Here is a 22135-nt window from a genome sequence, read left to right as displayed (position 1 = left end):
GCGAAGAACCTGAAAGAATCGTGTGACAAATTTTTTACCGATAAATATAGAATATAATGTATAAGATCATATATTAACGACCATGAGATTTGAAGAGCTGCTTGAATATGCGGGGGGATGGGCCTGGTTCGATTTTGCCACACTGGTTCAGCTCTCGGCCGAGCCGCGGGAACATCTACGGACGCGGCTCTATGCGTGGAGGAGGGCGGGACGGGTAATCGCGCTTCGGCGGGGCATGTATACGTTGGCGGAGACGTATCGCCGGACGCGGCTTAATCCCGCCGCGCTCAGCAACGCACTCTACGCGCCCTCGTATCTCAGCCGGCAGTGGGCGCTCTCATGGTATGGACTGATTCCGGAGATGACCGCGCAGTACACGGCCGTGACGACGCGTCGGCCGCGGACTTTTGAGAACCCGTACGGACGTTACCGCTATCGGCATCTCAAGCGATCCGCTTTCTTCGGGTATCGTTCCGTGGAAACGGGCGGGGCGTCCGTGCTGATGGCGCATCCTGAAAAGGCGTTGCTCGATCTGTGGTACCTCGATTCAGGGGAATGGACCCTGGAGCGTATGGAATCGATGCGGTTCCAGAACACGGAGGTTGTGGATTCCGCTCGCCTTGAGGCGTTCGCGCGCCAGTATGATTCACCCCGCCTCCGGCGGGCCGCGGGGGTATGGACTTTATATGCCGAAGAGGTTCGGGGAGGAGGGGAGGTGTTGTGAAAGAACAGGCGTTGGCCATTGCGCGGACCGCGGATCGCCCGGAGCGGAGGCTTAACCTGTTGCGCGAGTATCTTCAGGCCCTGACCATGAGGTCCCTGCACGAGAGCGAGGCGTTCACCCGCATTGCTTTTGTGGGGGGAACTGCGCTGCGGTTCGCTTATGGATTAGGCCGATATTCCGAGGATCTCGACTTCACCCTTGAAACGCCGGAGGGTTACGGTCCCCGTCCGTGGATGCAGAAGATCAAACGGGATCTGTTACTGGCGGGGTTCGATCTATCGGTCACCTGGAACGAACGCAAAACCGTACATACGGGTTGGATCAGGTTCGCGGGCGTGTTGAAGGAACTCGGACTTTCACCTATGGATCGTCAGAACCTCTCGATCAAGATTGAGATCGACACGAATCCGCCCGCGGGGGCCGCATCGATTCGGACGGTGATCCATCGTCATGTCATGTTCGCGCTCCGGCATTACGATCCCGCGTCGCTTATGGCGGGCAAACTGCACGCCCTGCTGACCCGGAAATACGCAAAAGGTCGCGACTGGTACGACCTGCTCTGGTACCTCGGGCAGAGACCCCCCGTCGAACCCAATACCGTTCTCCTGCAGAACGCTCTCGATCAGACCGGGGATCAACCGTCACCCCGGGCCGCGGACTGGCGCCGGCTGGTGCGGGAGCAGATCGACACCGTCGATTTCGACGTGATCGTCTCCGACGTCGAGCCGTTTCTCGAGCGTCCGGGAGAAGCCGCCCTGTTGACACCGGAGCATCTCCGCTCCCTGCTGTGATCCGACGCCGCCCGTCGCCCAGCCTGTGAATGTTCCGGATCTTCCGCTGTATAGGCGGACTCGTCGTGGACGGCGCGTCGGTGCCCTCGCCGATGCCCGCATCCATCGCACGCCAGGTCGTCCAGTCGTTTCACCGCCCGCCGCCGGCCCCGGGATCGGGCGAAGCCCTGTAACATCGCGAGGAGGAGATCCTGTGCCGGGCTGGTCGCGTTGCGGCGGATCCGCTGCAGAAAAAGGTGAAAAAGGGCTCGAGGCCCCGACCTTCGAAAGGCGTGTTTTCACCGATACTGCTTCGCGTCAATGCCGAGCTGCCTGATCCGGTAGTTGATGATCCGCTGCGTGGTGTTCAGGTAGCGCGCCGCGGCCGCGGCATTGCCGCGGTGCTTCTTGAGCGCATCGATCAGGATCTCCTTCTCGTACGAGGCGACCATCGTCTTGAGGTCCGCGCCCTCCTCCGGCAAAAGATCGGTCTGCGTCCGCTCACTGGTCTGCAGCGAAGGCGGCAGGTTATAGCCGTGCACGACGTCGTCGGACGAGGTCAGCACGGCACGCTCGATGCAGTTCTCCAGTTCGCGCACGTTTCCGGGCCAGTGGTACGCCATCATCATGTTGATCGCCGAGGTCGAGATGCGCTTGATCTGTTTCCCGTAGCGCTCGCTGTACTTCTGCAGAAAATGGTCCGCCAGCAGCATGATGTCCGAGCGCCGCTCGCGTAGCGGCGGCAGGAAGATCGGGAAGACGTTCAGCCGATAGTACAGATCCTCGCGAAATCCCCCGTCGCTGATCGCATGCTCCAGATCCCGGCTCGTCGCCGCGATCACCCGTACGTTGACCTCCAGGCTCTTCGTCCCGCCGACCCGCTCGAACGTGCGCTCCTGAAGGACACGCAGCAGCCGCACCTGGACGGCCAAATCGATATCCCCGATCTCATCCAGAAAGATCGTCCCGCTGTCCGCCAGCTCGAAACGTCCCTTCCGCTCACTGGTCGCCCCCGTGAACGATCCCTTCTCGTGGCCGAACAGCTCGCTCTCCACCAGGTTCTGGGGCAGGGCGGCGCAGTTGACGCTGATGAACGGGTTGTTCGCACGCGAACTGTTGTAATGGACCGCCCGCGCGACCAGCTCCTTGCCCGTGCCCGACTCGCCGCGGATCAATACGTTCGCCGGGCTCTCCGCCACCTGCGCGATCTGCTCGTAGACCTGTCGCATCGTGTGGCAGTTTCCCACGATGTTGTCCAGGCTGTACCGGTCGCCCAGCTGCCGCCGCAGCCGCTCGTTCTCCGCCAGCAGCCCCTCGCGCTCCTCCTTCTCCTCGCGCATGTTCGCCACCGCCTCGGCCAGCACGTTCGCCACCAGCTCGAGAAAACGGAGATACCGCTGCAGATCCTCGTGATGCGCCCGCGTCGTGAGGTCGACGCTCATCGTCCCGATCACCTGCTTGTTGTGGACGATCGGTACACAGATGAACGCCACCGGCGCACTCCCCCGCGCCCGCGTCCGGTCCAGGAAAGACGGCTCCTTGCTCGCGTTCGGGATCACCGCCGGCTTGCCCGTCTGCGCCACCTGCCCCGTGATCCCTTCCCCCAGCCGGTACTGCCCGCGCCCGCGCTCCCGCGAAGAAAGGCCGTGCGAGGCCTCAATCACAAAGATGTCCGAGTCCGGCCTCCGCAGCGTCAGCGTGCTCCGCGAAACCTGCATCTCCGACTCCATGATGTCCAGAACTTCGCCCAGCAGCTCCTTCACCCCGGACGCCTGACCCGTCACCGCCTGCGAGATACGATACAGAACTTCAAGCTCTATCTGCTCTTCCTTCACCATATCAGTGCTCCAATATTGAGACATTTGAATAGACGCGTACAAAAATGTATTATAGAGGATTGCTAAAAACAAGTATGAAATTGAATGATCTTTGATATTGACGGAACGGGGCTATACCCCCTTAATGTACTCCTATTTAAGGGACGGGAGAGCGCATCATGAAGGCAGGAGGCAGCGGGATGATTCGGGGGCGGGGCGGGGCGGTCGGGCTCTATGATCCGCGTCATCATCATGACAACTGCGGAGTGGGGTTTGTGGCGAACATGGACGGCCGGCCGACGCGTCGGATCGTCGAGGCGAGTATCGAGGTACTGGAGAATCTGCTGCATCGCGGGGCGACGGGGGCGGACCCGGAGACGGGCGACGGGGCGGGGGTGCTGGTACAGCTCTGCGACCCCTTTTTCCGGCGCGAGGCGTCGGCGCTGGACATCGAACTGCCGGAGGCCGGGGCGTACGGGGTCGGGATGATTTTCATGCCGCAGGATGCGGAGCGCGCCGCGTTATGCCGTGAACTGATTGAGGAGGTGACGGCGGAGGAGGGGCTGGAGTGTCCGGGCTGGCGCGAGGTCCCCACCGACGCCTCGGTGCTCGGCGAGCTGGGGCGGCGCGAGGTTCCCCGGGTCGAGCAGTGTTTTACCGTCGGTGCGGGGCGAACGGGCGCGGAGCTGGAGCGGAAGCTGTACGTCCTGCGCAAGCAGGTGGAACGCCGCGTCGCCGAACGGATGCCGGAAGAGGACGGATTTTACATCCCGAGCTGGTCCGCCCGCACGATCGTCTACAAAGGCCTGATGCTTCCGGGCCAGGTCACCGGGTTTTACGCGGATCTCAACGACGAGGCGTTCACCAGTGCGGTCGCGGTGGTCCACCAGCGGTACAGCACCAACACGTTCCCCTCCTGGCCGCTCGCTCAGCCGTTCCGCTACCTCGCGCACAACGGCGAGATCAATACGCTGCGCGGCAACCGCAACTGGATGCGGTCGCGCGAACGCAACCTCGAGTCGGATCTCTTCGGGCGGGATATCCGCAAACTCGCTCCGGTCATCGAGGAGGGCGGCAGCGATTCGGCGAGCCTCGACAACGTGGTCGAACTGCTCACGCAGGGCGGACGCGACGTCCATCACGCTCTCATGATGATGATCCCCCAGGCGTGGGGCGAGAAGTACCCGCTCGGCCCGGATCTGCGCGGCTTCTTTGAATATCACGCCGGGCTGATGGAGCCGTGGGACGGCCCGGCGGCGGTGGCGTTCACCGACGGACGCTACGTCGGCGCATCGCTGGACCGCAACGGCCTGCGTCCCGCGCGGTACACGGTCACCAAGGACGGCTTCGTGGTCTTCGCCTCGGAGGCGGGCGTGCTCGATATCCCGATCGAAGAGGTCGCCGAGCGCGGGGCGCTGCGCCCGGGCCAGATGATGCTCCTCGACCTCGACGAACAGCGGATCCTCACCGATTTCGAGATCAAGATGCACTTGGCGCACCGGCGGCCCTACCGCCGCTGGGTGGAGGAGAACAAGATCCGGATCCACGGGTTCTTCGGCGCGGTCGCCCCGGTCGAGACGGATGCGGCCACGATCCTTCAGCGCCAGAAGATCTTCGGTTACACGCGCGAGGACCTCCAGCTCCTGCTCGCGGGCATGGCCTCGAGCGCCCATGAACCGGTCGGCTCGATGGGATCGGACCAGCCGCTGGCGGTGCTGTCCGAAAAACCGCAGCTCCTCTACTGGTATTTCAAGCAGCTCTTCGCGCAGGTCACCAACCCGCCGATCGACCCGATTCGCGAGGAACTGGTGATGTCGCTGATGACCTTCATCGGCAATCCGGATCAGATCCTGACCGAGGTCCCGCAGCATGCGCGGCTGGTCAAGCTGGATCATCCGATCCTCTCCAACGAGGACCTGGAGCGCATCCGCTCGCTGAATCTTCCGGACTTCCGCTGCGTGACCCTTCCGATGCTCTTTCCCGCCGGCGGGGAAGGCGAGGTGCTCGAGGAGGCGATCGAGACGCTCTGCGCCCACGCCGAGACCTCCGTACGCGCCGGCCACCGCATCCTCGTACTCAGCGACCGCGACGCGGATGCCGACCGGGCCCCGATCCCGGCGCTGCTGGCCGTGGCCGCCGTGAACCGCCACCTCGTCGAGCGCGGTCTGCGTACCAGCATCAGTGTCCTGGTCGAAACCGGCGAGGCGCGCGAAGTGATGCATATGGCGCTGCTTCTCGGTTACGGGGCGTCGGCGATCAACCCCTGGCTGGCGTTCGAGTCGGTGGCGCAGATGGCCCGCCGCGGCGATCTCAGCCGCGACTGCGGCGTCTGCAAGGCCCTGGAGCACTACATCAAGGCGAACTGCAAGGGCCTGATGAAGATCATGTCGAAACAGGGCATCTCGACGCTGCGCAGCTATCGCAGCGCGCAGATCTTCGAGGCCGTCGGTCTGAATCAACGGGTCATCGACCGATTTTTCACGGGGACCCCCTCGCGCATCGAAGGGATCGGGCTCGACGAGATCGCGCGCGAGGCGAACGAGCGTCACCGCGCGGCCTTCGCGCCGCACCCGCGCGCGGCGAACATCCTGCCGGCGGGCGGTCAGTACCGCTACCGCAACGACGGCGAACGCCACCTCTGGACGCCGGAGACGATCTCGCTGCTCCAGCGCGCCGCGCGCGAGAACGACCCCGGCCTCTATCGCGAGTACGCCCGGCGCATCAACGATCAGACGGAGCACCAGAGTACACTGCGCGGACTCTTCTCCTTCCGGGAAACGGCGCCGGTGGCGCTCGAGGAGGTCGAACCGGCCGCGGAGATCGCGCGGCGCTTCGTGACCGGCGCGATGTCCTTCGGCTCGATCAGCCGCGAGGCGCACGAGACGCTCGCGGTCGCCATGAACCGTCTCGGCGGCATGAGCAACAGCGGGGAGGGCGGAGAGGATCCCGCCCGCTACGAGCCCCTGCCCGGCGGCGACAGCCGCTGCAGCGCCATCAAACAGATCGCCTCCGGCCGCTTCGGCGTCACCGCCGAGTACCTGGTCCACGCCCGCGAACTCCAGATCAAGATCGCCCAGGGGGCCAAGCCCGGCGAGGGCGGCCAGCTCCCGGGCCATAAGGTCAACGGGGAGATCGCCCGCGTACGCCACTCCACGCCCGGCGTGACGCTGATCTCACCCCCGCCGCATCACGATATCTATTCGATCGAGGATATCGCCCAGCTCATCTATGACCTCAAGAATGCCAACGACGAGGCGCGCGTCTCGGTGAAGCTGGTCTCGGAGGTCGGGGTGGGGACCGTCGCGGCGGGCGTGGCCAAGGGGCACGCGGACATGATCCTGATCAGCGGTTACGACGGCGGCACGGGCGCCTCGCCGCTTTCGTCGATCAAACACACCGGCATGCCGTGGGAACTCGGACTGGCGGAGACGCAGCAGACGCTGGTCGCCAACGAGCTGCGCAGCCGGGTCCGCCTGCAGGTGGACGGTCAGATGAAGACGGGGCGCGACGTGGTGGTCGGCGCGCTGCTCGGCGCCGAGGAGTTCGGCTTCGCGACCGCGGCGCTGATCGTCTGCGGCTGCGTGATGATGCGCAAGTGCCATAACAATACCTGCCCGGTCGGGATCGCGACCCAGGACCCCGAACTCCGCCGGCGGTACACCGGACGGCCGGAACACGTGGTGAACTTCCTGCTGATGGTCGCCGAAGAGGTGCGCGAGCTGATGGCGCAGCTCGGGTTCCGGACGATGGATGCCATGGTCGGGCGCTCCGACCTGCTCGCGATGAATCGCGCGATCGGATTCTGGAAGGCCCGCGGACTCGACTTCTCGCAGATCTTCTACCGGGCGGACGCGCCGCCGGAGGCGGTGCGCTGCACGATCCCGCAGGATCACGGGCTGAACGAGGCGGTGGATTACGGGCTCCTCCCGCGCATCGAACGCGCGCTCGAACGCAAGGAGCCCGTGGAACTCGATCTCCCCGTGCGCAATACGCACCGGACGCTGGGGACGATCCTCTCCAGCCGGATCGCACGCCGCTACGGGATGGAAGGGCTGCCGGACGGTACCGTGACGCTGCGCTGCCGCGGGTCGGCCGGCCAGAGCTTCGCCGCGTTCGCGGCGCGCGGGATGACGTTCCTGCTCGAAGGCGAGGCGAACGACTACCTCGGCAAGGGACTCTCCGGTGCGCGGATCATCGTGCGCCCGCCGCAGGGCGCGACCTTCATGCCCTCGGAACAGATTATCGCCGGCAACGTCGCGCTCTATGGGGCCACCTGCGGCGAGCTGTACCTTAACGGTCAGGCCGGCGAACGCTTCGCGATCCGTAACAGCGGCGCTCGCGCCGTCGTGGAAGGAATCGGCGATCACGGATGCGAGTACATGACCGGCGGCCGGATCGTCGTGCTCGGCCCGACCGGGGTCAATTTCGGCGCCGGTATGAGCGGCGGACTCGCCTACGTCTACGACGAGACGGGGATGTTCGACGACAAGTGCAACCTCGAGATGATCGACCTCGAACTGGTCGAGGAGGAGGAAGACGAGCGCGAATTGCGGGAGCTGATCGAACAGCACCGGCAGTACACCGGCAGCCCTAAAGCGGCCTATATCCTCGAACACTGGGACGCCTGCCGCCGCCGGTTCATCAAGGTCTTCCCGATGGAATACCGCCGAGTGCTCGGACGCATGAGCCGCGAGGACGAGGCCACCGAGCGTGAAGAGGTGATGACCCGCTGAGCCGCGAAGTTAAGCGGGGAAGAATTAAGAATGGCCACAAAAAAAGCACAGGGGACGCGAGCAGAATCGGGCGGCGACCGCAAAGGGGAACCTAAGGCGCGGGAAGAATAATGGACAAGAATCGAGGCTTCATAAAGTACAGGCGGCGCGAACCCGGTTACCGGCCAATCGAGGAGCGGGTGCGTGATTTCCGCGCCGTGGAGCGCCGCCTGGATCCGGAGGAGGTGCGCCGGCAGAGCGCGCGCTGTATGGACTGCGGGGTGCCGTTCTGTCACGCGCACGGGTGTCCTGTCGGGAACGTGATACCGGAGTTCAACGAGCACGTCTTTCACGGACGCTGGCGGGATGCGCTGGAGATTTTGCTCTCGACCAACCCGTTTCCCGAGTTCACGGGCAGGATCTGTCCTGCGCCGTGCGAGACGTCCTGCGTACTGGGCATCAACGCCGATCCGGTCACGATCCGTCAGATGGAGCTTGAGATCGTGGAGCGCGGATTCGAGGAGGGCTTCTTCCCGAACCGCCCGCCCGAGAACCGGCGCGATCAGACCGTGGCCGTGGTCGGATCCGGTCCGGCGGGGCTCTCCGCCGCCTATGAGCTCAATCGTGTCGGGTTCAGGGTCACGGTTTTTGACAGCGCGCCCCGTCCGGGCGGACTGCTGCGCTACGGCATCCCGGACTTCAAGATGGAGAAATGGATCATCGACCGCCGCGTCGAGGTGATGGAGCGCGAGGGCATCGTGTTTGAATGCGGCGTGGAGATCGGCTCGGACTTGTCCTTCCGTTTCCTGAGGCGGCGCTACGACGCGGTCGTGCTGACCGGGGGGGCGCGTGAGCCGCGCGATCTGGAGGTCCCGGGACGCGAGCTCGACGGCATCCATTTCGCTATGGACTTCCTGAGCTGCCAGAACCTGCTCAACGAGGGGGAACCGGTCCGGGAAGATCGCCGTGTCCATGCGGAGGGACGCCATGTCGTGGTCATCGGCGGCGGGGATACGGGCGCCGACTGCGTGGGGACCGCGAACCGGCAGGGGGCCGAAAGCGTGACGCAGCTCGAGATCCTTCCCGAGCCCCCGAAGGAACGTCCGGGCGACACGCCCTGGCCCCTGTGGCCGCGTTCGCTGCGCACCTCCAGCAGCCACAAAGAAGGCTGCGAGCGACGGTGGTCGGTCATGACGAAGTCGTTCGAGGGCGATGCGGAAAACCGTGTGAGACAGCTGAACTGCGTCAGGGTGGAATGGGTTGAACCTGAAGAGGGAGGGCGACCCGTCCCGCGCGAAGTCGCAGGCTCGGAATTCACCCTTCAGGCTGACCTGGTCCTGCTGGCGATGGGATTTGTCAAGCCGGCCCCCTCGAACTACATGTACGATCTCGATCTCCGGATCGACGAACGTGGCCGCGTCGCGCGCGACGAGCGACACCGGACCAGTCTCGAAGGAGTCTTCGTCGCCGGCGATATGGCCCTCGGCGCCTCGCTCGTGGTGAGCGCCATCCGGGACGGACAGGACGCCGCCGAAGGCGTCCGCGCGTGGATCGACGGAGAGACGAAGGGGATCGGGGAGGCTTGAATTCGGGAACTCTGGAATCCTGGCGGCTGGAACGGTCCGCAGGATATCCTTTAAGGGCGCGATTTCTTCTTCCACCCGTGGTTTATGCCGGGGACCGTTTTTTCTTCCCGTTGTTCTGCGCTTCATGGTGAAATCTCCGTTTCGGACCACGGGACGGAGCGGAGGATCATGGACGAAGCACAGTTTCTGGCACAGCTCGAGTCGGAAGAGAAGGATGCGGCCGCCCTGCTGGATGCGGTCAGGGCGAAGCATGAGGAAGGCGACCCCGACACGGCGTCGGACTGGTCGGATCTTCTGCTCGACACCCTCGCGGAGCAGGGGGCGATCCGGGACGCCGCGGAAACGCTCCGCTGGCAGGTCTGCGAGTTCGGACGGTACGGGGACCGGCCGGAAGACCGGGTCGAAGCCGTGCGGCGTCTGTTCGCCCGCCATCATCGCGAGCGCAAGCTGGTGGAAGCCGCGGGGTTCGAATCCATCCCGCCCGCGGAGGCCTTCCGCCGCCTGTTCAAACTGTGGGGTTTCGAGTCGGGGAGCCTGTGCTACGACCGCACCTGGGGCCTCGGCCGGATTGAGCGGGTGGACGATCTGTACCGTCGGGTGGTGGTCGAATTCGAATCGCAGCGGGATGAGCGCGAGGTTCCGTTCGAACAGGCCGCGGAACGACTCGAACCCGTATCGGAAGATCATCTCTACACGTTGCGGGAGCGCGACCCCGACGAACTGCGGCGGATGATCCGCAAAGAGCCGCTGGCGGTCCTGAAGCGGGCGCTCGCGCACTTCGGGCCTTCGACACAGGACGAACTCGGGGATGCGCTCGTTCCGGTCATCATCGAACCCGGCGAGTGGAAGTCCTTTATCGACCGCGCGCGCGCCGCCGCCCGGGAGGACCCGCTCGTCGACTGGCCGCAGCGGCGTGAAGAGCCGATCCGTGTGCGTCGCGAGGCTCGAAGCTACGATCGGAGCTGGTTTGAAGAGATGGCGGAGGAGCGCGATGCGGGAACCCTTCTCGACGGATTCGAGGCGGCCCAGGCACGCGGCATCGAGCTCGACGAGCGTATGCGGGCCGTTGCGGCGGAGCGACTCGGCTTCGTCATGGACGCCGCAAGGGGGAATGCGACGCGGGTCGCACGGGCTGCGCTGATCGCCGCGGGCTGGAATCTCGAGCCCGAACGCCCCGGACGCCGGGAGGGTGCGGAGGAATTGAACGATCCGGATGCGCTCACGCAGGCGCTGGAGGGGCTGCCCGTGAAAAGGGTGCGCGAGTTCCTCGACTGGGTCACCGCTCACGGCGATTCTTCCGCCACCGGCCTGGCGGACCTGCTCAACCGCTGCAGTACGCCCGTGCTGAACGAACTCGTCCCGTACGCCGTGGAGCACGGGGCCGGCGAAGCCTGTGCGGCGCGTATACGCGAGGAGCTGAACCGCCGGACCGCGGCGCCCGGACTTCTCTATTGGCTGCTGCGCAATTCGGACCGTCTCGAAGAGTGGAACATCGCATCCCGCGGCGAGTTCGCCTTTCTGCTGCTCGACGAAATCGGCTCCACGGCCGCGCGCCCGATCCGCGAAGCCTTTCAGGATCCGGAGTGGCTGGCGCGGATTCTCGAGGAGATGCCGGAGCGGCGGCGCAGCGAATTCGTCCGCCGGATCAGCCGGAGTTCGGCGTGGTCGACTCTCGATCGCAATGCCGTGCTGGGCAAGATCGTCAAAGCACGCCCCGAACTGCACCAGGTGATCCTTGACGAACAGCAGGCCCGGCGCGGTGAGGCGGAGGAGGTTCCGGTCACCTCGATCCGGAGTTACCGCGCCCGGGAAGAGGAGTACCGCGACCTCGTGCAGCGCCGAATTCCGGAAAATGCGCGCGAGATCGAGCACGCACGCAGCTACGGCGACCTCCGCGAAAACGCGGAGTACAAGGCGGCCAAGGAACGGCAGCGGCTGCTGGCGCAGCGCGTCCGCGAACTCGAGTCGATGCTCGACCGCGTGAAGCCAACCGATTTCAGCGGCTACGGCGCGGAGAAAGCGGGAACGGCAACCGTGGTCGAGCTGGGCTACTCGGGCGGGCGGCGCGACCGCTACATTATCCTCGGGTGCTGGGACGGAGACGAGGAACGCGGGATCATCTCTTCGCAGACGGCCCTCGCCCAGGCGCTCGAGGGACACGGTGAAGGGGAGAATGTGCGCGTGCCCGGCGAGGAAGGCGAGATCATCTGCCGCCTGGTCTCCGTAAAGCCGCTGCCCGCAGACATCCTCGAATGGGTGAAGGGAAAGGAACCGGATGAGAACGGCTGAAGAAAAAATCACGGCGCGGGAGGCTATGCCCGGCCTGCGTCGTCAGCTCCGCGAAGCGGGCGGGACGCTCGTATTCACCAACGGCTGCTTCGACCTGCTTCACGTCGGCCATCTCCGTTATCTCGAGTTCGCGCGCGGGCAGGGCGACGCGCTTTGCGTGGGGGTCAACTCCGATGCGTCGGTGCGGCGCAACAAGGGGACGGAACGGCCTTTCGCAGAAGAGCACCGCCGGGCGGAAATGCTCGCCGGGCTCGAATGTGTCGACTTCGTGGTTCTTTTCGAGGAGGACGAGCCCCGCGCGCTGATCGAGGAGATCGTGCCCGACGTGCTGGTTAAGGGGAAGGACTGGGCCCACTACGTGAGCGGCCGCGAATGCGTGGAGGCGCACGGAGGCCGCGTGGTGCTGGCCGATCTGGTCGAAGGATTTTCCACCACCGCCCTGATCCGCCGGATACGGGGGGAGGGGAACGGTTCGCGGGCGGACTGACGCCGGGCGGAATCATGGCGCCGGAAATCATACTCTATGCCGCGGGGGCGCGCGGATGGCTGCGGTTTACGGAGCCGGTCGAAATAGCGCGTGCGGAAAGTCCGCGGGAGGTGACCCCCGCGCTCCGCCGCATCGAACAGGCGGTGGAGCACGAAGGATGCTGGGCGGCGGGGTTTCTCGCCTACGAGGCCGCGCCGGGACTGGACCCGGCGCTTCCGGCGCACGCGCAGGAACCGGATCTGCCGCTGCTGTGGTTCGGATTGTTCTCTCCGCCCGTGAGTGCGGAACTCCCGGAAGAGACCGAAACGTGTCCGCCCGTGAAGTGGACCCCTTCCGTTTCGGCGGCGGCCTATGCGCAGGGATTCGAGGCGATCAAGAAATACATCGCCTCCGGCGAGACCTACCAGGTGAATTACACCCATCGTCTGTACGGATCGATGCCCGCGGACCCCCGTGCCTTCTTCGGGAAGCTGACCGACGCGCGCTGCCCGGGGTACGGCGCCCTGGTCGACTACGGCGGGGGGGTGATCTGTTCGGCCTCGCCCGAACTCCTCTTCACCCTCGACGGCGAGGTGCTGACCTCGCGGCCGATGAAAGGTACGGCCCCGCGCGCCCCCGACTACGCCTCCGACGTGCGCCGTGCGGCCATGCTCCGCGATTCGGATAAGGAGCGCGCGGAGAACGTGATGATCGTGGACATGGTGCGCCACGACCTGGGGCGCATCGCGGAGACGGGCACGGTCACGACCCCCGCGCTTTTTGACGTGGAGCGCTATCCCTCGGTATGGCAGATGACGAGTACGGTGCGCGGCCGGACCCGGGCCAGCCCCTCAGAGATCTTCGGCGCGCTCTTCCCGGCCGCGTCGGTGACCGGCGCGCCCAAACGGCGCACCATGGAGGTGATCGCCGATCTCGAGACTTCGCCGAGGGGCATCTACTGCGGGAGCATCGGCTATCTCGCTCCGGGCCGGCGGGCGCAGTTCAACGTCGCCATACGCACCGCGCATTTTCCCGCCCGCGATTCCCGGGCCGTGTACGGGGTAGGGGGCGGTATCGTCTGGGACTCCGACGTGGACGCGGAAATGGCGGAGTGCCGGGCTAAGGCACGCGTCCTCGAGGGGAAGCGTCCTGAATTCGACTTGCTCGAAACGATACGCTGGTGCCCCGGCAGCGGCTGCGTCCTCCTGGACCGGCATCTGACCCGCCTGCGGCAGTCGGCTCAATACTTCGGGTACGAGTGCGACGTGGATGCGGTGCGCCGGAAACTCGACGAAGCCGCCGCGGGATTCGGGGACGTCCCGATGCGTGTGCGCCTGACCATGGACGTTTCGGGGAAGGTGCGGCTTACTGCGCGGCCCCTGGAGCCTTGGCCCGCTGCGGGGGTGGTGCTCGCTCCCGCGCCGGAACCCGTGGACCCGGACGATCCGTTCCTGTACCATAAGACCACCCGCCGGGCGGTGTACGAGCGCGCGTCTTCGGGGATGCCGAAGGGAACAGAGGCCCTGCTGTGGAACGAGCGGGGCGAGGTGACCGAGACCTGCATCGCGAACGTACTGTTCCGTTTCGGCGCCCGATGGGTCACCCCGCCCGTCGGGAGCGGATTGCTCGCGGGGACCGCCCGGGGCGATCTTCTGGATCGGGGCGCGGCGGACGAGCGGGTGGTGACGATCGAGGAAGCGCGTAACGCGGACGAATGCAGGGTGATCAATTCCGTTCGGGGGTCCGCTCCGGCGCGGCTTGAAGGCCCCCTTGGTGCGGTGCAGGGTTAAAAGAAAGAACCAGCGGATAAAGGAGAAAGCCATGACCGGAAAAGAACGGACAGACGCCATGCTTGAAGGAGAGGTGTGCGATTTCGTGCCGAGAACGCCGATCCTCATGCAGTATGCGGCGGAGTATATCGGCTCCGACTACGGAGCCTTCGCCTCGGATCATCGCGTGCTGGTGGAGGCCAACCTGCGCTGTGCCGAAGATTTCGGCATGGATCAGGTGAGCGCGATCTCCGACCCGTATCGCGAGGCGGCCGGGTTCGGCGGTCAGATTGAATTCGTCAGGGACGGCGTGCCCCGCTGCACTCCGCCGATGGCGGAACGACGGGATTTTTCGCTGCTGAAGGATCCTGATCCGGAGCAGTCGGACCGCATGCGCGATCGCCTCGACGCGGTGCGTTTGTTCAAAAGTAAATGCGCAGGGGTGTATTCGATACTGGGCTGGATCGAGGGTCCTGCTGCCGAGGCCGCCGATCTGCGCGGAACGAGTAATCTGATGATGGATTTCTACGACGATGAGGTTTTTGCCGCGGAGCTTATGGACCGCTGCCTGAAGGCGGCGGTCGATTTCGCGCGGGTCCAGGTGGAAGCCGGCGCCGATATGATTGGGGTCGGCGATGCGGTGGCGAGCCAGATCTCGCCTGACTTGTATGAACGGCTGGTTCAGCCGCGGGAAAAGAGGCTGGTTGAGGCGATCCACGGCTTTGGCGCGCGCGTCAAGCTCCACATCTGCGGCGAGATCACCCATCTGCTCCCCGGCATCGCCGATCTCCATATCGACGTGCTCGATGTCGATCACATGGTGGATATGAAGGCGGTCCGCGATGCCGTAGGCGGTCGCACGGTCCTGGCGGGGAATATTGACCCGGCGCAGGGAGTGGCCCGGGGTTCGACGCAGGCGATCCGCGACCATGTCCGGCGCACCTATGAGCAGGTGGGAAACCCCTATTTCGTGAATGCCGGCTGCGAAATACCCGCCGGGACTCCCGAGGCCAATCTGCGCGCCCTCTGCGAGCCGCTTGAATACGTCAAGCGCATGACTTGACGTCTCCGTGCGGATGTGCCATTTTCCCGTGCGAAAGACGGAGGAGGACTCCGGGCTTTTCCCCATGAGGGGGATGCGGGACACCTTCGGGTGTTGCGCGGAAAATCAGATTTCGCCCCGGCGTCGCAGGCGGAATTTGAAGAACCGTATTAAGCGGCGCATGTGACAGAGAGGTGAGCAAGTGAATATCTATGTCGGCAATCTGCCGTACAGCGTGGACGATCAGGAACTCCAGGAAATGTTTGAAGGGTTCGGTGAAGTGTCGTCGGCCCGGGTGATCAATGATCGTTTCAGCGGCCGTTCCAAGGGATTCGGTTTCGTGGAAATGTCGGATGACGATTCCGCGAAGAAGGCGATGGACGAACTGAACGGCAGCGACTGCCAGGGACGCGCCTTGCGCGTCAACGAAGCCCGTCCTCGTGAGGATCGTGGTGGTGGACGTCCTCCCCGCGACTGATTTGGTTGAAACGTACTGAATGGAAGGGGCGCTCCTTGGAGCGCCCCTTTTTTAAGGCCCTGTTCGGGCTGGGAGCTTGACCCCGGACCTGATTACGATTAAACAGGGAGCTTTTCACACCGCCGCTTACGGCATGCAGAAGGGGAGAGCAATCGCCATGACATCAGCCGAGGCCAGAACCGAAGTGCCGCGCCATCTTTTCTTTGAACTGGAAAACCTCGCCGTCCAGGGACGGGAGATCATGTTCGAGGCGCTCAAAGATACGCTCGAGACGAAGGGCGTGGAACTCACGGTGGAGCGTTATGTCCGTCACGGACTCTACCCGCTGCCGGAATTCGCGATTCCGGAGATTCTCAAGGCGGCAGGCGAAAAAGCGGACCACACCAAACGACTCGAAGAACAGGTGCGCGCGCAGGTGCGGGAAAGGATCGAAGGCGCTGAACTCAACCCGGAACTGGTGAACGTGCTCGACGCCGCGGCGGAACTCGACGTCCAGCCGGTGACGCTGTCCGCCTTTCCTCCCGATGTGGCCGGATCGTGGATGCAGAAGCTCGGGCTCGAAGAGCGCGGCGTCCGCCTCTTTGCCTTCGAGGAAGTCCGGCCGGATTTCCCGCAGGTGAAGACATGGCTGACCATCGTGCGCGAGGAAGGCATCCCCGCGCGGGCCTGCATGGCGCTGACGACGTCGAGCCGCGCCTGCAAGGCGGCGCTGACCACGGATATGACCGCGGTGGCGGCGCCCGACCGTTTCACGGTCTTCCAGGACTTCAGCGGCGCCCGTTTCGTGCTGGAGAACCTCTCCGATATGAAGCCCCGCGAGCTGCTGGAAAGCACGCTTCCCGCCCGGACCTTCTGACCGCCGCGCCCGGGAGAGCACGATGTCGTCACACGGGGAAGACGCACTCCGCAGGCTGCAGTCGATCATGGCACGCCTGCGCGCCCCGGACGGCTGCCCCTGGGATCGCGAACAGACGCTCGACTCGATCAAAGGCAACCTGATCGAAGAGAGTTACGAACTGGTTGAAGCGATCGAAGAGGGCCGACGGGACAAGATTCGCGAGGAGCTGGGCGATGTGCTGCTGCAGGTCGTCTTTCAGAGCCGGATCTGCGAGGAGGACGGCTCCTTCGATCTCGATGCGGTCGCGGAGACGCTCTGTGAAAAACTGGTGCGCCGGCATCCCCATGTCTTCGGCGACGATACGGCCGAAGACAGCCGGGAAGTACTTCGCAACTGGGAAACCATCAAACGCGACGAGGGCGGGCAGGGCCCCCGTTCTCTGTTCGAAGGTCTGCCCGCGCATCTGCCCGCACTGATGAAGGCGCATCAGGTCCAGCGCCGCGCGGCCCGCGTGGGGTTCGACTGGCCTGAAGCGGCGGAGGTTCTGGATAAGGTGCAGGAGGAGATCGCCGAGCTGCGTGAGGCGCTGGCGGCAAGCGCCGTCGTCCCCGAAAAGGTGCGTGAGGAACTGGGCGACCTCCTGTTCTCGATGGTCAACCTCTGCCGCCGCCTCGATGCCGAAGCCGAGGACGTTCTGCGTCTGAGTACGGCGAAATTCATGCGCCGGTTCCGGGCGCTGGAGCAGAAACTGCACCGCGCCGGGCGCACCCCCGACGAGTGTACGCTGGAAGAACTCGATCGCGTCTGGGACGAGGTCAAAAACGAGGAATAAAGATCCTCACCGCATTTCCTGGCCGCCGGTCACGTTGATCGCCTGACCCGTCATGTAGGACGAGAGGTCCGAGGCGAGGAAGATTACCGCGTTTTCGACGTCCTCGTACTCGCAGCTGCGCCGCAGGGGTACCTGGTCGAGATACTTCTGCCGGACCTCATCTTCGGAGATCCCCTGGTTGCGGGCGTACTGCTTGAAGAGCGAGTTTACCCACAGCGGCGAATTGAGCAGGTTGCCCGGGCAGACGGAATTACAGCGAATCCCGGCTTCGGCGAGTTCGAGGCCCAGCGACTGCGTGAGGCCCACGCCGCCGAATTTACTGGCGGCATAAGCCGAGTTCTTCGCGCTGCCTTTCTTCCCGGACTTCGAATTGATCTGCACGATCGATCCGCCGCCGGTCTGCTTCATCGCCCGCACGGCATGGCGGGCCGTCAGGAAGTAGCCGAACAGATTGACGTTCATTACAAACCGCCACTTTTCCGGATCGATCTCGTCCACCGGCCCGGCGACCAGCACGCCGGCGTTGGCAACCACGACGTCGACCCGGCCGAATTCTTCGAGGGCGCGGTCGAACAGGGCGCCCACGGAGGCGTCGTCCGTGACATCCACCTTCGAAGAAAGTCCTCGCCGTCCGGTCTGCTGTCCGATTTTTTCGGCCGTTTCACGGACGTCCTCCTCCTTGAGGTCCGCGGCGAGCACATCGCATCCTTCGCGCGCCAGACGCACCGCCAGGGCCTCGCCGAGTCCCTGGGCCGCCCCGGTAATCACGGCTTTCCTGTCCTCAAGCATTCCGTAGATTCTGCTGCTCATCGTCGATTTCCCTTCCTTCGTTTCATGCGGTTCCGTCCGGTCGCGGGCTGCGCCCGCCGAACCGGAGCGTGATTATCCTTCAAACGTACGGATCAGAGCCTCTTCCGCCTCCCGGTTCCACACGCCGCCCTGAAGCGCCTTCGCGGCCTCGGGCGAGACGCGGTCGAGTTGTTCGAGCGGCGTCAGTTGCATGCCGCGACAGGCGGGATAGACCATGATCTTGCCGGCGATCGTGCGGTGCTCGACCGCCCGAATACCGTCGATCGCCCCGTCCAGTCCGCAGACCGCGGCCACCGAGGTGTTGGTGTCGAGCCGACCTTCCGCCACATGATCGAGCACCGCGCGCATGTCCTCCATTTCGGACCCGCTGGTGCCGATGAAGTAGAGGCCGCGCTCGATGTAGCGGTCCAGGTCGATTTGGCCGGATTTGTCCGCCGGTATGCCGGCGAAGATATTGATGAGACCTCCGCGGGCCGCCTTCTGGACGGCCTCCTCGACCAGGGCGGGCACGGGGACCGTCGTTACCTGGAGTTCGTATTCGGTCTCCGCTCCGCGATCCTCCTCGCGGGGATTGTAGGCTTCGAAGCGGTTGCCGCGTTCTTCCGCCACCGGCGCGGCCACTTTCGTCAGCGCGTCCAGGCGCTCCCGCTCGAGGTCTTCCGCGTGAACGGTGACCTCTTCCCCCATGCTCAGCAGGCGCACGACGTGCATCGTCCCCATCGGCCCGGCGGCGCCGACGATGCGTGCGCGGGCCCTGGCCGGCGGCTCTCCATTCTCCGGGATCGCTGCGAGCGCCTCCGCGGGATCGGATCCGGGGGTGCCCGCCAGGCGCAGGCCCCGGTAATGCACGGCCCCGACCGCCGTCTTCACCGGCGCACCGAATTTTTCGCCGCACTGAACGATGAGAATCAGCGCGTCTTTGCGGGCTTTGTCGAAGAGAAGCGGCACCAGCTCCGCGTCCGCGCCGAAGTAGAGAAGATCGTCAAACCCGCCGTCTTCGAGCTTTTCGAGCGCGTCCCGGTTCTCCACCCGGACGATTTCCTCCGGGCGACCGTAGTGCTCGAAGAACGCGTCCAGATCGCCGGGGTCCCGGTCCCGGCCGCAGACCACCAGCGCCCGGCCGCCGGCGTGCATCCGGCGCCGCTGACGCTCCCGGTACGAGATCTCCACGCAGGCCCAGGGTTCCACGAGGGCGAAGGCGGAATCGGAATAGTCGGACGGCGTGGCCGGGAGGAGCATCGAATCGCCTTCCGGCGATCGCAGCAGACGCTGATCGAGAAGCACGTACTCCTGCAGCGCGCCCTCGAAATTATAGCCGAACGCGCCGTTGGACTGCCCGGTGCGGAGCCAGCGCCAGTCGGCCTGAATCACATACCGTTCGCCGGGCCGGACCCCGGATACCTCGCTCCCCACCTCCAGTACTTCAATCACCGGCTCGTGGCCGGGCACCGCGGGCTTGTCGCCGGGCACGTAGGCGGGATTCTCCGCCAGCACCGCCGGATCGATGCCCTCGACGACTTCCGACTTGCGTACGTGCTTGTCGAACTGCTTGAGCAGCTTGAGGTCGGAAAAACAGAGGCCCACTACGCGCACCCGGCCGACGATCTGATGCGGTCCGGGGCGGTGGACGGGCTTTTCATGATTCAGCACCAGCTCGTCGGGACCGGTGAGCTGAACGGCATTCTGGGTTTCGGGAAGATCGGCCATGGCAGTCTCCTGTGGGTGTGGGTCAGACAACGCGTTCAAGTAGGCGGGCCGGTTCGGCCCGCTCATCGAGATCGGAAAAAAGACCGGAGGCGTCCGGAGAAAGTTTTTCGCCCAGGTCGGCATAGAAGGCGTTGCGGGCGGCCCGGTCTCCGCCGAAAGCGCGCACCGCCCAGTCGCTCAGCATCCCGAGCCCCGCCTCGCGCTCCAGCACGCTGTGCGCGTAGAAAATGTGTCCGCCCTCACGGAACAGCGGCAGCAGCGGTGCGAGTTCCGCGCTGTCGAAATCGTCCACCACCTTGTTGCCGGGGCTGTTCATCTCCGTTCCGGCCACGACGGGCAGGTCGCGCGCGCGGGCCGCATCGACAAAGGCGTACAGGTTTTTCACCAGATCGTCGTCCACGCCGGGCGTGAAGTTGCGGTCGGGCACGAGATTGACCGCCTCCGCGCCGTCCTCGACGGCGGCATCGAGGAGGGCCCCGGGATCCGCCTCGGCACCGCTGCGGCCGTTCAGCCAGGCGACCGCCGGCACCGCGCCGCATCCCCGTACGAACGCGTTGAACTCCTGCAGCGCAGGGAACGCCGCGGGGTCGGGGTCGACATAGCCCGGTCCGCCGCGCTTCATCAGTTTCGAGCGGATCGTCTTCTGCAGAGTTACCCCGTCGGGGAGTTCGAGCGCCTCCGCGTCGACGCCCAGCACCCCGCTCCAGAAGCGGGCCAGTTCTTCCGCGGAAAAACACTCCGCCGCCTTGCGGGCGTAGGCGAGGCACAGGTGGCGCTCGGTGGCGTTGCCCGAAGGCGTGAGCGGTCGGACGTCGCGTTCGTAGTCCAGCGTGACGCGCTGCAGGTGGCGGTTGACCCGTTCCATGATCCCGCGCGTGCGCTGTTCGGCTTTGGCCCGCAGATCGCGGAGAAACGGCGCCTGTGCGGCGGGAGGTTCGGGGGAGGGGAATCCCAGACCGAGATGATAGGCGATCCCGGGTTCGCCCGGGGAATTGATCTCGGTGCCGTCGTAACGCTCCATGTACACGCGGGTCTCCAGCCCGGAGAAACGCCTCAGCTTCATCGCCGCACAGGCGCGCTCGAACTCCTCCATGCCGTCCAGCACATCGAATTCGATTTTCGCGATCTCGTGCAGTCCCCGCTTCCGCGCCTGCCAGGCGAGGGCGGAGGGCGACCACCCGCACGCGTTGTAGGAATGAAAGCTGTGCATGTGAAGATTGACCCGGCCCCGGTCCGGTTCCGCACTCAGCTCGCCGCGATCCAGCTTGTCCCGAAGTTCCTTCAGCGCCTGCTCACGAACCTGCGGATCGAAATCGTTCAGCCGCTCTTCCATGGTTTCAACCGTCGTTTCCGTCATGACACCTTCCCGTGCTCAATGAACCTGTCTGCGTCCGCGGTCTGTCTCCGGGACGCCGCCGTCCCTGTTGCCGCCCGAGTCCAGATCGCGACTTTACCTGACCTCCGGACAGGCGCAAGTCTGCGGTGAAACAAAATGCTCATTTATGATTGAAAGTGAGTGAATCTTTTCGTTTGACCGGGGCGTGATGAAGTCGAGAATGGGCGGTTCTTGAATTGAGCGGCGGGGCATGCGATAAAGCCTGAATCTAGTTCGGCGCGAAACCGGGGAGACGGAACGATGGCGGAAGAACTGCAGCAGTTGATTGATCGAATCCGCAGCGAGGGTGTGGAGAAGGCGGACCGCGAGGCGGAGGAGCGGCTGGAGCGTGCGCGCAGGGAGGCGGAGGAAACGGTCGGCGAGGCCCGCTCGAAGGCCGAGCAGATCATCAGCGACGCGCGCCGCGAGGCGGCGCAGTATGAACAGCGAAGCCGGCAGTCTCTGCGGCAGGCGGCGCGGGATCTTTTGCTCACGGTAGGCGGGGGCGTGGAGCATGTCGTACGGACAGTTCTGCGCGAGCGCGTCGGCGCGGGATTCGACGAGGAAGTGATGGCCGACATGCTCCGCCGGATCGCGGAGAGCGGCGATCAGCCGCTGGAGGTATATCTCAACGAGGACGACCGCGAGCGCCTCAGCCGCCACCTGGCCGCGGACGCGTGGGCGAAGGTGCGCGAGGGAGTGGAACTGCGGACCGACCACGAACTGCTCAAGGGGTTCCGCGTTTCGGCCCGGGACGGCGACGTGCGGCGCGACTTCACGGAAACGGAGATCGTCGAATCGCTCTCCGCTTTCCTGCGTCCGCACCTGCAGGAACTGGTTAATGAAGCGGTGAAAGAGAGCCTGTCCGGCGGCGACGGCGCTTCCGGGGCGCAGGGGCCTGCGGGGGACGACGGCTGACG

The 22135-nt window shown here is 65.0% G+C and carries 17 protein-coding genes; 13 read left to right on the top strand and 4 right to left on the bottom strand.

Annotated elements, in window-relative coordinates:
- Positions 1–82 precede the first annotated feature (82 nt).
- The 3 genes from L21SP4_RS06345 to L21SP4_RS13095 are packed head-to-tail and all read left to right on the top strand — an operon-like array spanning position 83 to position 1688.
- Entirely contained in the window at positions 83–724 is a 642-nt protein-coding gene (locus L21SP4_RS06345) for a type IV toxin-antitoxin system AbiEi family antitoxin domain-containing protein (protein ID WP_052881872.1), read from the top strand.
- A complete protein-coding gene (locus tag L21SP4_RS06340; protein WP_052881871.1) occupies positions 721–1515 on the top strand; it encodes a nucleotidyl transferase AbiEii/AbiGii toxin family protein in 795 nt (264 codons plus the stop codon). The genes L21SP4_RS06345 and L21SP4_RS06340 overlap by 4 nt, the downstream gene beginning before the upstream one ends.
- 29 nt (positions 1516–1544) lie before the next feature.
- A complete protein-coding gene (locus L21SP4_RS13095; protein ID WP_160300722.1) occupies positions 1545–1688 on the top strand; it encodes a hypothetical protein in 144 nt (47 codons plus the stop codon).
- A 105-nt stretch (positions 1689–1793) separates the two neighbouring features.
- Here L21SP4_RS13095 and L21SP4_RS06335 read toward each other — a convergent pair whose 3' ends face one another.
- The gene (locus tag L21SP4_RS06335) at positions 1794–3332 is read right to left on the bottom strand and encodes a sigma-54-dependent Fis family transcriptional regulator (protein ID WP_052881870.1); all 1539 of its coding nucleotides are present in this window, start codon (positions 3330–3332) and stop codon (positions 1794–1796) included.
- 158 nt (positions 3333–3490) lie between these two features.
- Between L21SP4_RS06335 and gltB the strand changes: the two genes are divergently transcribed.
- From gltB to mazG, 9 genes are all read left to right on the top strand, one after another.
- A complete protein-coding gene (gltB, locus tag L21SP4_RS06330; RefSeq protein WP_201774597.1) occupies positions 3491–8044 on the top strand; it encodes a glutamate synthase large subunit in 4554 nt (1517 codons plus the stop codon).
- Positions 8045–8154: 110 nt separating this feature from the next.
- Positions 8155–9609, top strand: a complete 1455-nt coding sequence (locus L21SP4_RS06325) for a glutamate synthase subunit beta (protein WP_052881868.1) — start codon at positions 8155–8157, stop codon at positions 9607–9609.
- A 168-nt stretch (positions 9610–9777) separates the two neighbouring features.
- A complete protein-coding gene (locus L21SP4_RS06320; RefSeq protein ID WP_052881867.1) occupies positions 9778–11898 on the top strand; it encodes a GreA/GreB family elongation factor in 2121 nt (706 codons plus the stop codon).
- On the top strand, positions 11885–12385 hold the full coding sequence (locus L21SP4_RS06315) for an adenylyltransferase/cytidyltransferase family protein (RefSeq protein ID WP_052881866.1): 501 nt from the start codon (positions 11885–11887) through the stop codon (positions 12383–12385). Before L21SP4_RS06320 ends, L21SP4_RS06315 begins: the two co-directional genes overlap by 14 nt.
- 14 nt (positions 12386–12399) lie before the next feature.
- Positions 12400–14154 carry an aminodeoxychorismate synthase component I gene (pabB, locus tag L21SP4_RS06310; RefSeq protein WP_052881865.1) on the top strand — a complete coding sequence of 585 codons (1755 nt, stop codon included), beginning with the start codon at positions 12400–12402 and terminating at the stop codon, positions 14152–14154.
- 31 nt (positions 14155–14185) lie between these two features.
- Positions 14186–15196 (top strand): uroporphyrinogen decarboxylase family protein, encoded by a 1011-nt coding sequence (locus L21SP4_RS06305; protein WP_052881864.1) that lies wholly within the window; start codon positions 14186–14188, stop codon positions 15194–15196.
- Positions 15197–15377: 181 nt separating this feature from the next.
- Complete coding sequence (locus tag L21SP4_RS06300) at positions 15378–15653, top strand: RNA recognition motif domain-containing protein (protein WP_052881863.1); 276 nt, start codon at positions 15378–15380, stop codon at positions 15651–15653.
- A 157-nt stretch (positions 15654–15810) separates the two neighbouring features.
- On the top strand, positions 15811–16509 hold the full coding sequence (locus L21SP4_RS06295) for an HAD family hydrolase (RefSeq protein WP_052881862.1): 699 nt from the start codon (positions 15811–15813) through the stop codon (positions 16507–16509).
- Between the two features lie 22 nt (positions 16510–16531).
- Positions 16532–17323 carry a nucleoside triphosphate pyrophosphohydrolase gene (gene mazG / locus L21SP4_RS06290; protein ID WP_052881861.1) on the top strand — a complete coding sequence of 264 codons (792 nt, stop codon included), beginning with the start codon at positions 16532–16534 and terminating at the stop codon, positions 17321–17323.
- A gap of 6 nt (positions 17324–17329) precedes the next feature.
- On the opposite strand, the gene srlD is transcribed toward mazG, so the two are convergent.
- The 3 genes from srlD to L21SP4_RS06275 all read right to left on the bottom strand — a co-directional run bounded on the left by srlD (position 17330) and on the right by L21SP4_RS06275 (position 21197).
- The gene (gene srlD, locus L21SP4_RS06285) at positions 17330–18133 is read right to left on the bottom strand and encodes a sorbitol-6-phosphate dehydrogenase (RefSeq protein WP_052881860.1); all 804 of its coding nucleotides are present in this window, start codon (positions 18131–18133) and stop codon (positions 17330–17332) included.
- A gap of 72 nt (positions 18134–18205) precedes the next feature.
- A complete protein-coding gene (locus L21SP4_RS06280) occupies positions 18206–19840 on the bottom strand; it encodes an alcohol dehydrogenase catalytic domain-containing protein (RefSeq protein ID WP_052881859.1) in 1635 nt (544 codons plus the stop codon).
- A gap of 22 nt (positions 19841–19862) precedes the next feature.
- Complete coding sequence (locus L21SP4_RS06275) at positions 19863–21197, bottom strand: PHP domain-containing protein (RefSeq protein WP_052881858.1); 1335 nt, start codon at positions 21195–21197, stop codon at positions 19863–19865.
- A 279-nt stretch (positions 21198–21476) separates the two neighbouring features.
- Between L21SP4_RS06275 and L21SP4_RS06270 the strand changes: the two genes are divergently transcribed.
- The gene (locus tag L21SP4_RS06270) at positions 21477–22133 is read left to right on the top strand and encodes a hypothetical protein (protein WP_052881857.1); all 657 of its coding nucleotides are present in this window, start codon (positions 21477–21479) and stop codon (positions 22131–22133) included.
- The last annotated feature ends 2 nt before the right edge of the window (positions 22134–22135 follow it).

Source organism: Kiritimatiella glycovorans, assembly GCF_001017655.1.
Classification (GTDB): Bacteria; Verrucomicrobiota; Kiritimatiellia; order Kiritimatiellales; family Kiritimatiellaceae; genus Kiritimatiella; species Kiritimatiella glycovorans.
Note: the sequence above shows the minus strand (reverse complement) of the source record. Positions and strands in the feature narration are given on the sequence as shown.

What these genes read in the sequence shown, in the direction of transcription:
- L21SP4_RS06345 (WP_052881872.1), top strand. Translation starts at nt 83, where the DNA reads ATGAGATTTGAAGAGCTGCTTGAATATGCGGGGGGATGGGCCTGGTTC.
- L21SP4_RS13095 (WP_160300722.1), top strand. Translation starts at nt 1,545, where the DNA reads ATGTTCCGGATCTTCCGCTGTATAGGCGGACTCGTCGTGGACGGCGCG.
- L21SP4_RS06335 (WP_052881870.1), bottom strand. Translation starts at nt 3,332, where the DNA reads ATGGTGAAGGAAGAGCAGATAGAGCTTGAAGTTCTGTATCGTATCTCG.
- gltB (WP_201774597.1), top strand. Translation starts at nt 3,491, where the DNA reads ATGAAGGCAGGAGGCAGCGGGATGATTCGGGGGCGGGGCGGGGCGGTC.
- L21SP4_RS06325 (WP_052881868.1), top strand. Translation starts at nt 8,155, where the DNA reads ATGGACAAGAATCGAGGCTTCATAAAGTACAGGCGGCGCGAACCCGGT.
- L21SP4_RS06320 (WP_052881867.1), top strand. Translation starts at nt 9,778, where the DNA reads ATGGACGAAGCACAGTTTCTGGCACAGCTCGAGTCGGAAGAGAAGGAT.
- L21SP4_RS06315 (WP_052881866.1), top strand. Translation starts at nt 11,885, where the DNA reads ATGAGAACGGCTGAAGAAAAAATCACGGCGCGGGAGGCTATGCCCGGC.
- pabB (WP_052881865.1), top strand. Translation starts at nt 12,400, where the DNA reads ATGGCGCCGGAAATCATACTCTATGCCGCGGGGGCGCGCGGATGGCTG.
- L21SP4_RS06305 (WP_052881864.1), top strand. Translation starts at nt 14,186, where the DNA reads ATGACCGGAAAAGAACGGACAGACGCCATGCTTGAAGGAGAGGTGTGC.
- L21SP4_RS06295 (WP_052881862.1), top strand. Translation starts at nt 15,811, where the DNA reads ATGACATCAGCCGAGGCCAGAACCGAAGTGCCGCGCCATCTTTTCTTT.
- mazG (WP_052881861.1), top strand. Translation starts at nt 16,532, where the DNA reads ATGTCGTCACACGGGGAAGACGCACTCCGCAGGCTGCAGTCGATCATG.
- srlD (WP_052881860.1), bottom strand. Translation starts at nt 18,133, where the DNA reads ATGAGCAGCAGAATCTACGGAATGCTTGAGGACAGGAAAGCCGTGATT.
- L21SP4_RS06280 (WP_052881859.1), bottom strand. Translation starts at nt 19,840, where the DNA reads ATGGCCGATCTTCCCGAAACCCAGAATGCCGTTCAGCTCACCGGTCCC.
- L21SP4_RS06275 (WP_052881858.1), bottom strand. Translation starts at nt 21,197, where the DNA reads ATGACGGAAACGACGGTTGAAACCATGGAAGAGCGGCTGAACGATTTC.
- L21SP4_RS06270 (WP_052881857.1), top strand. Translation starts at nt 21,477, where the DNA reads ATGGCGGAAGAACTGCAGCAGTTGATTGATCGAATCCGCAGCGAGGGT.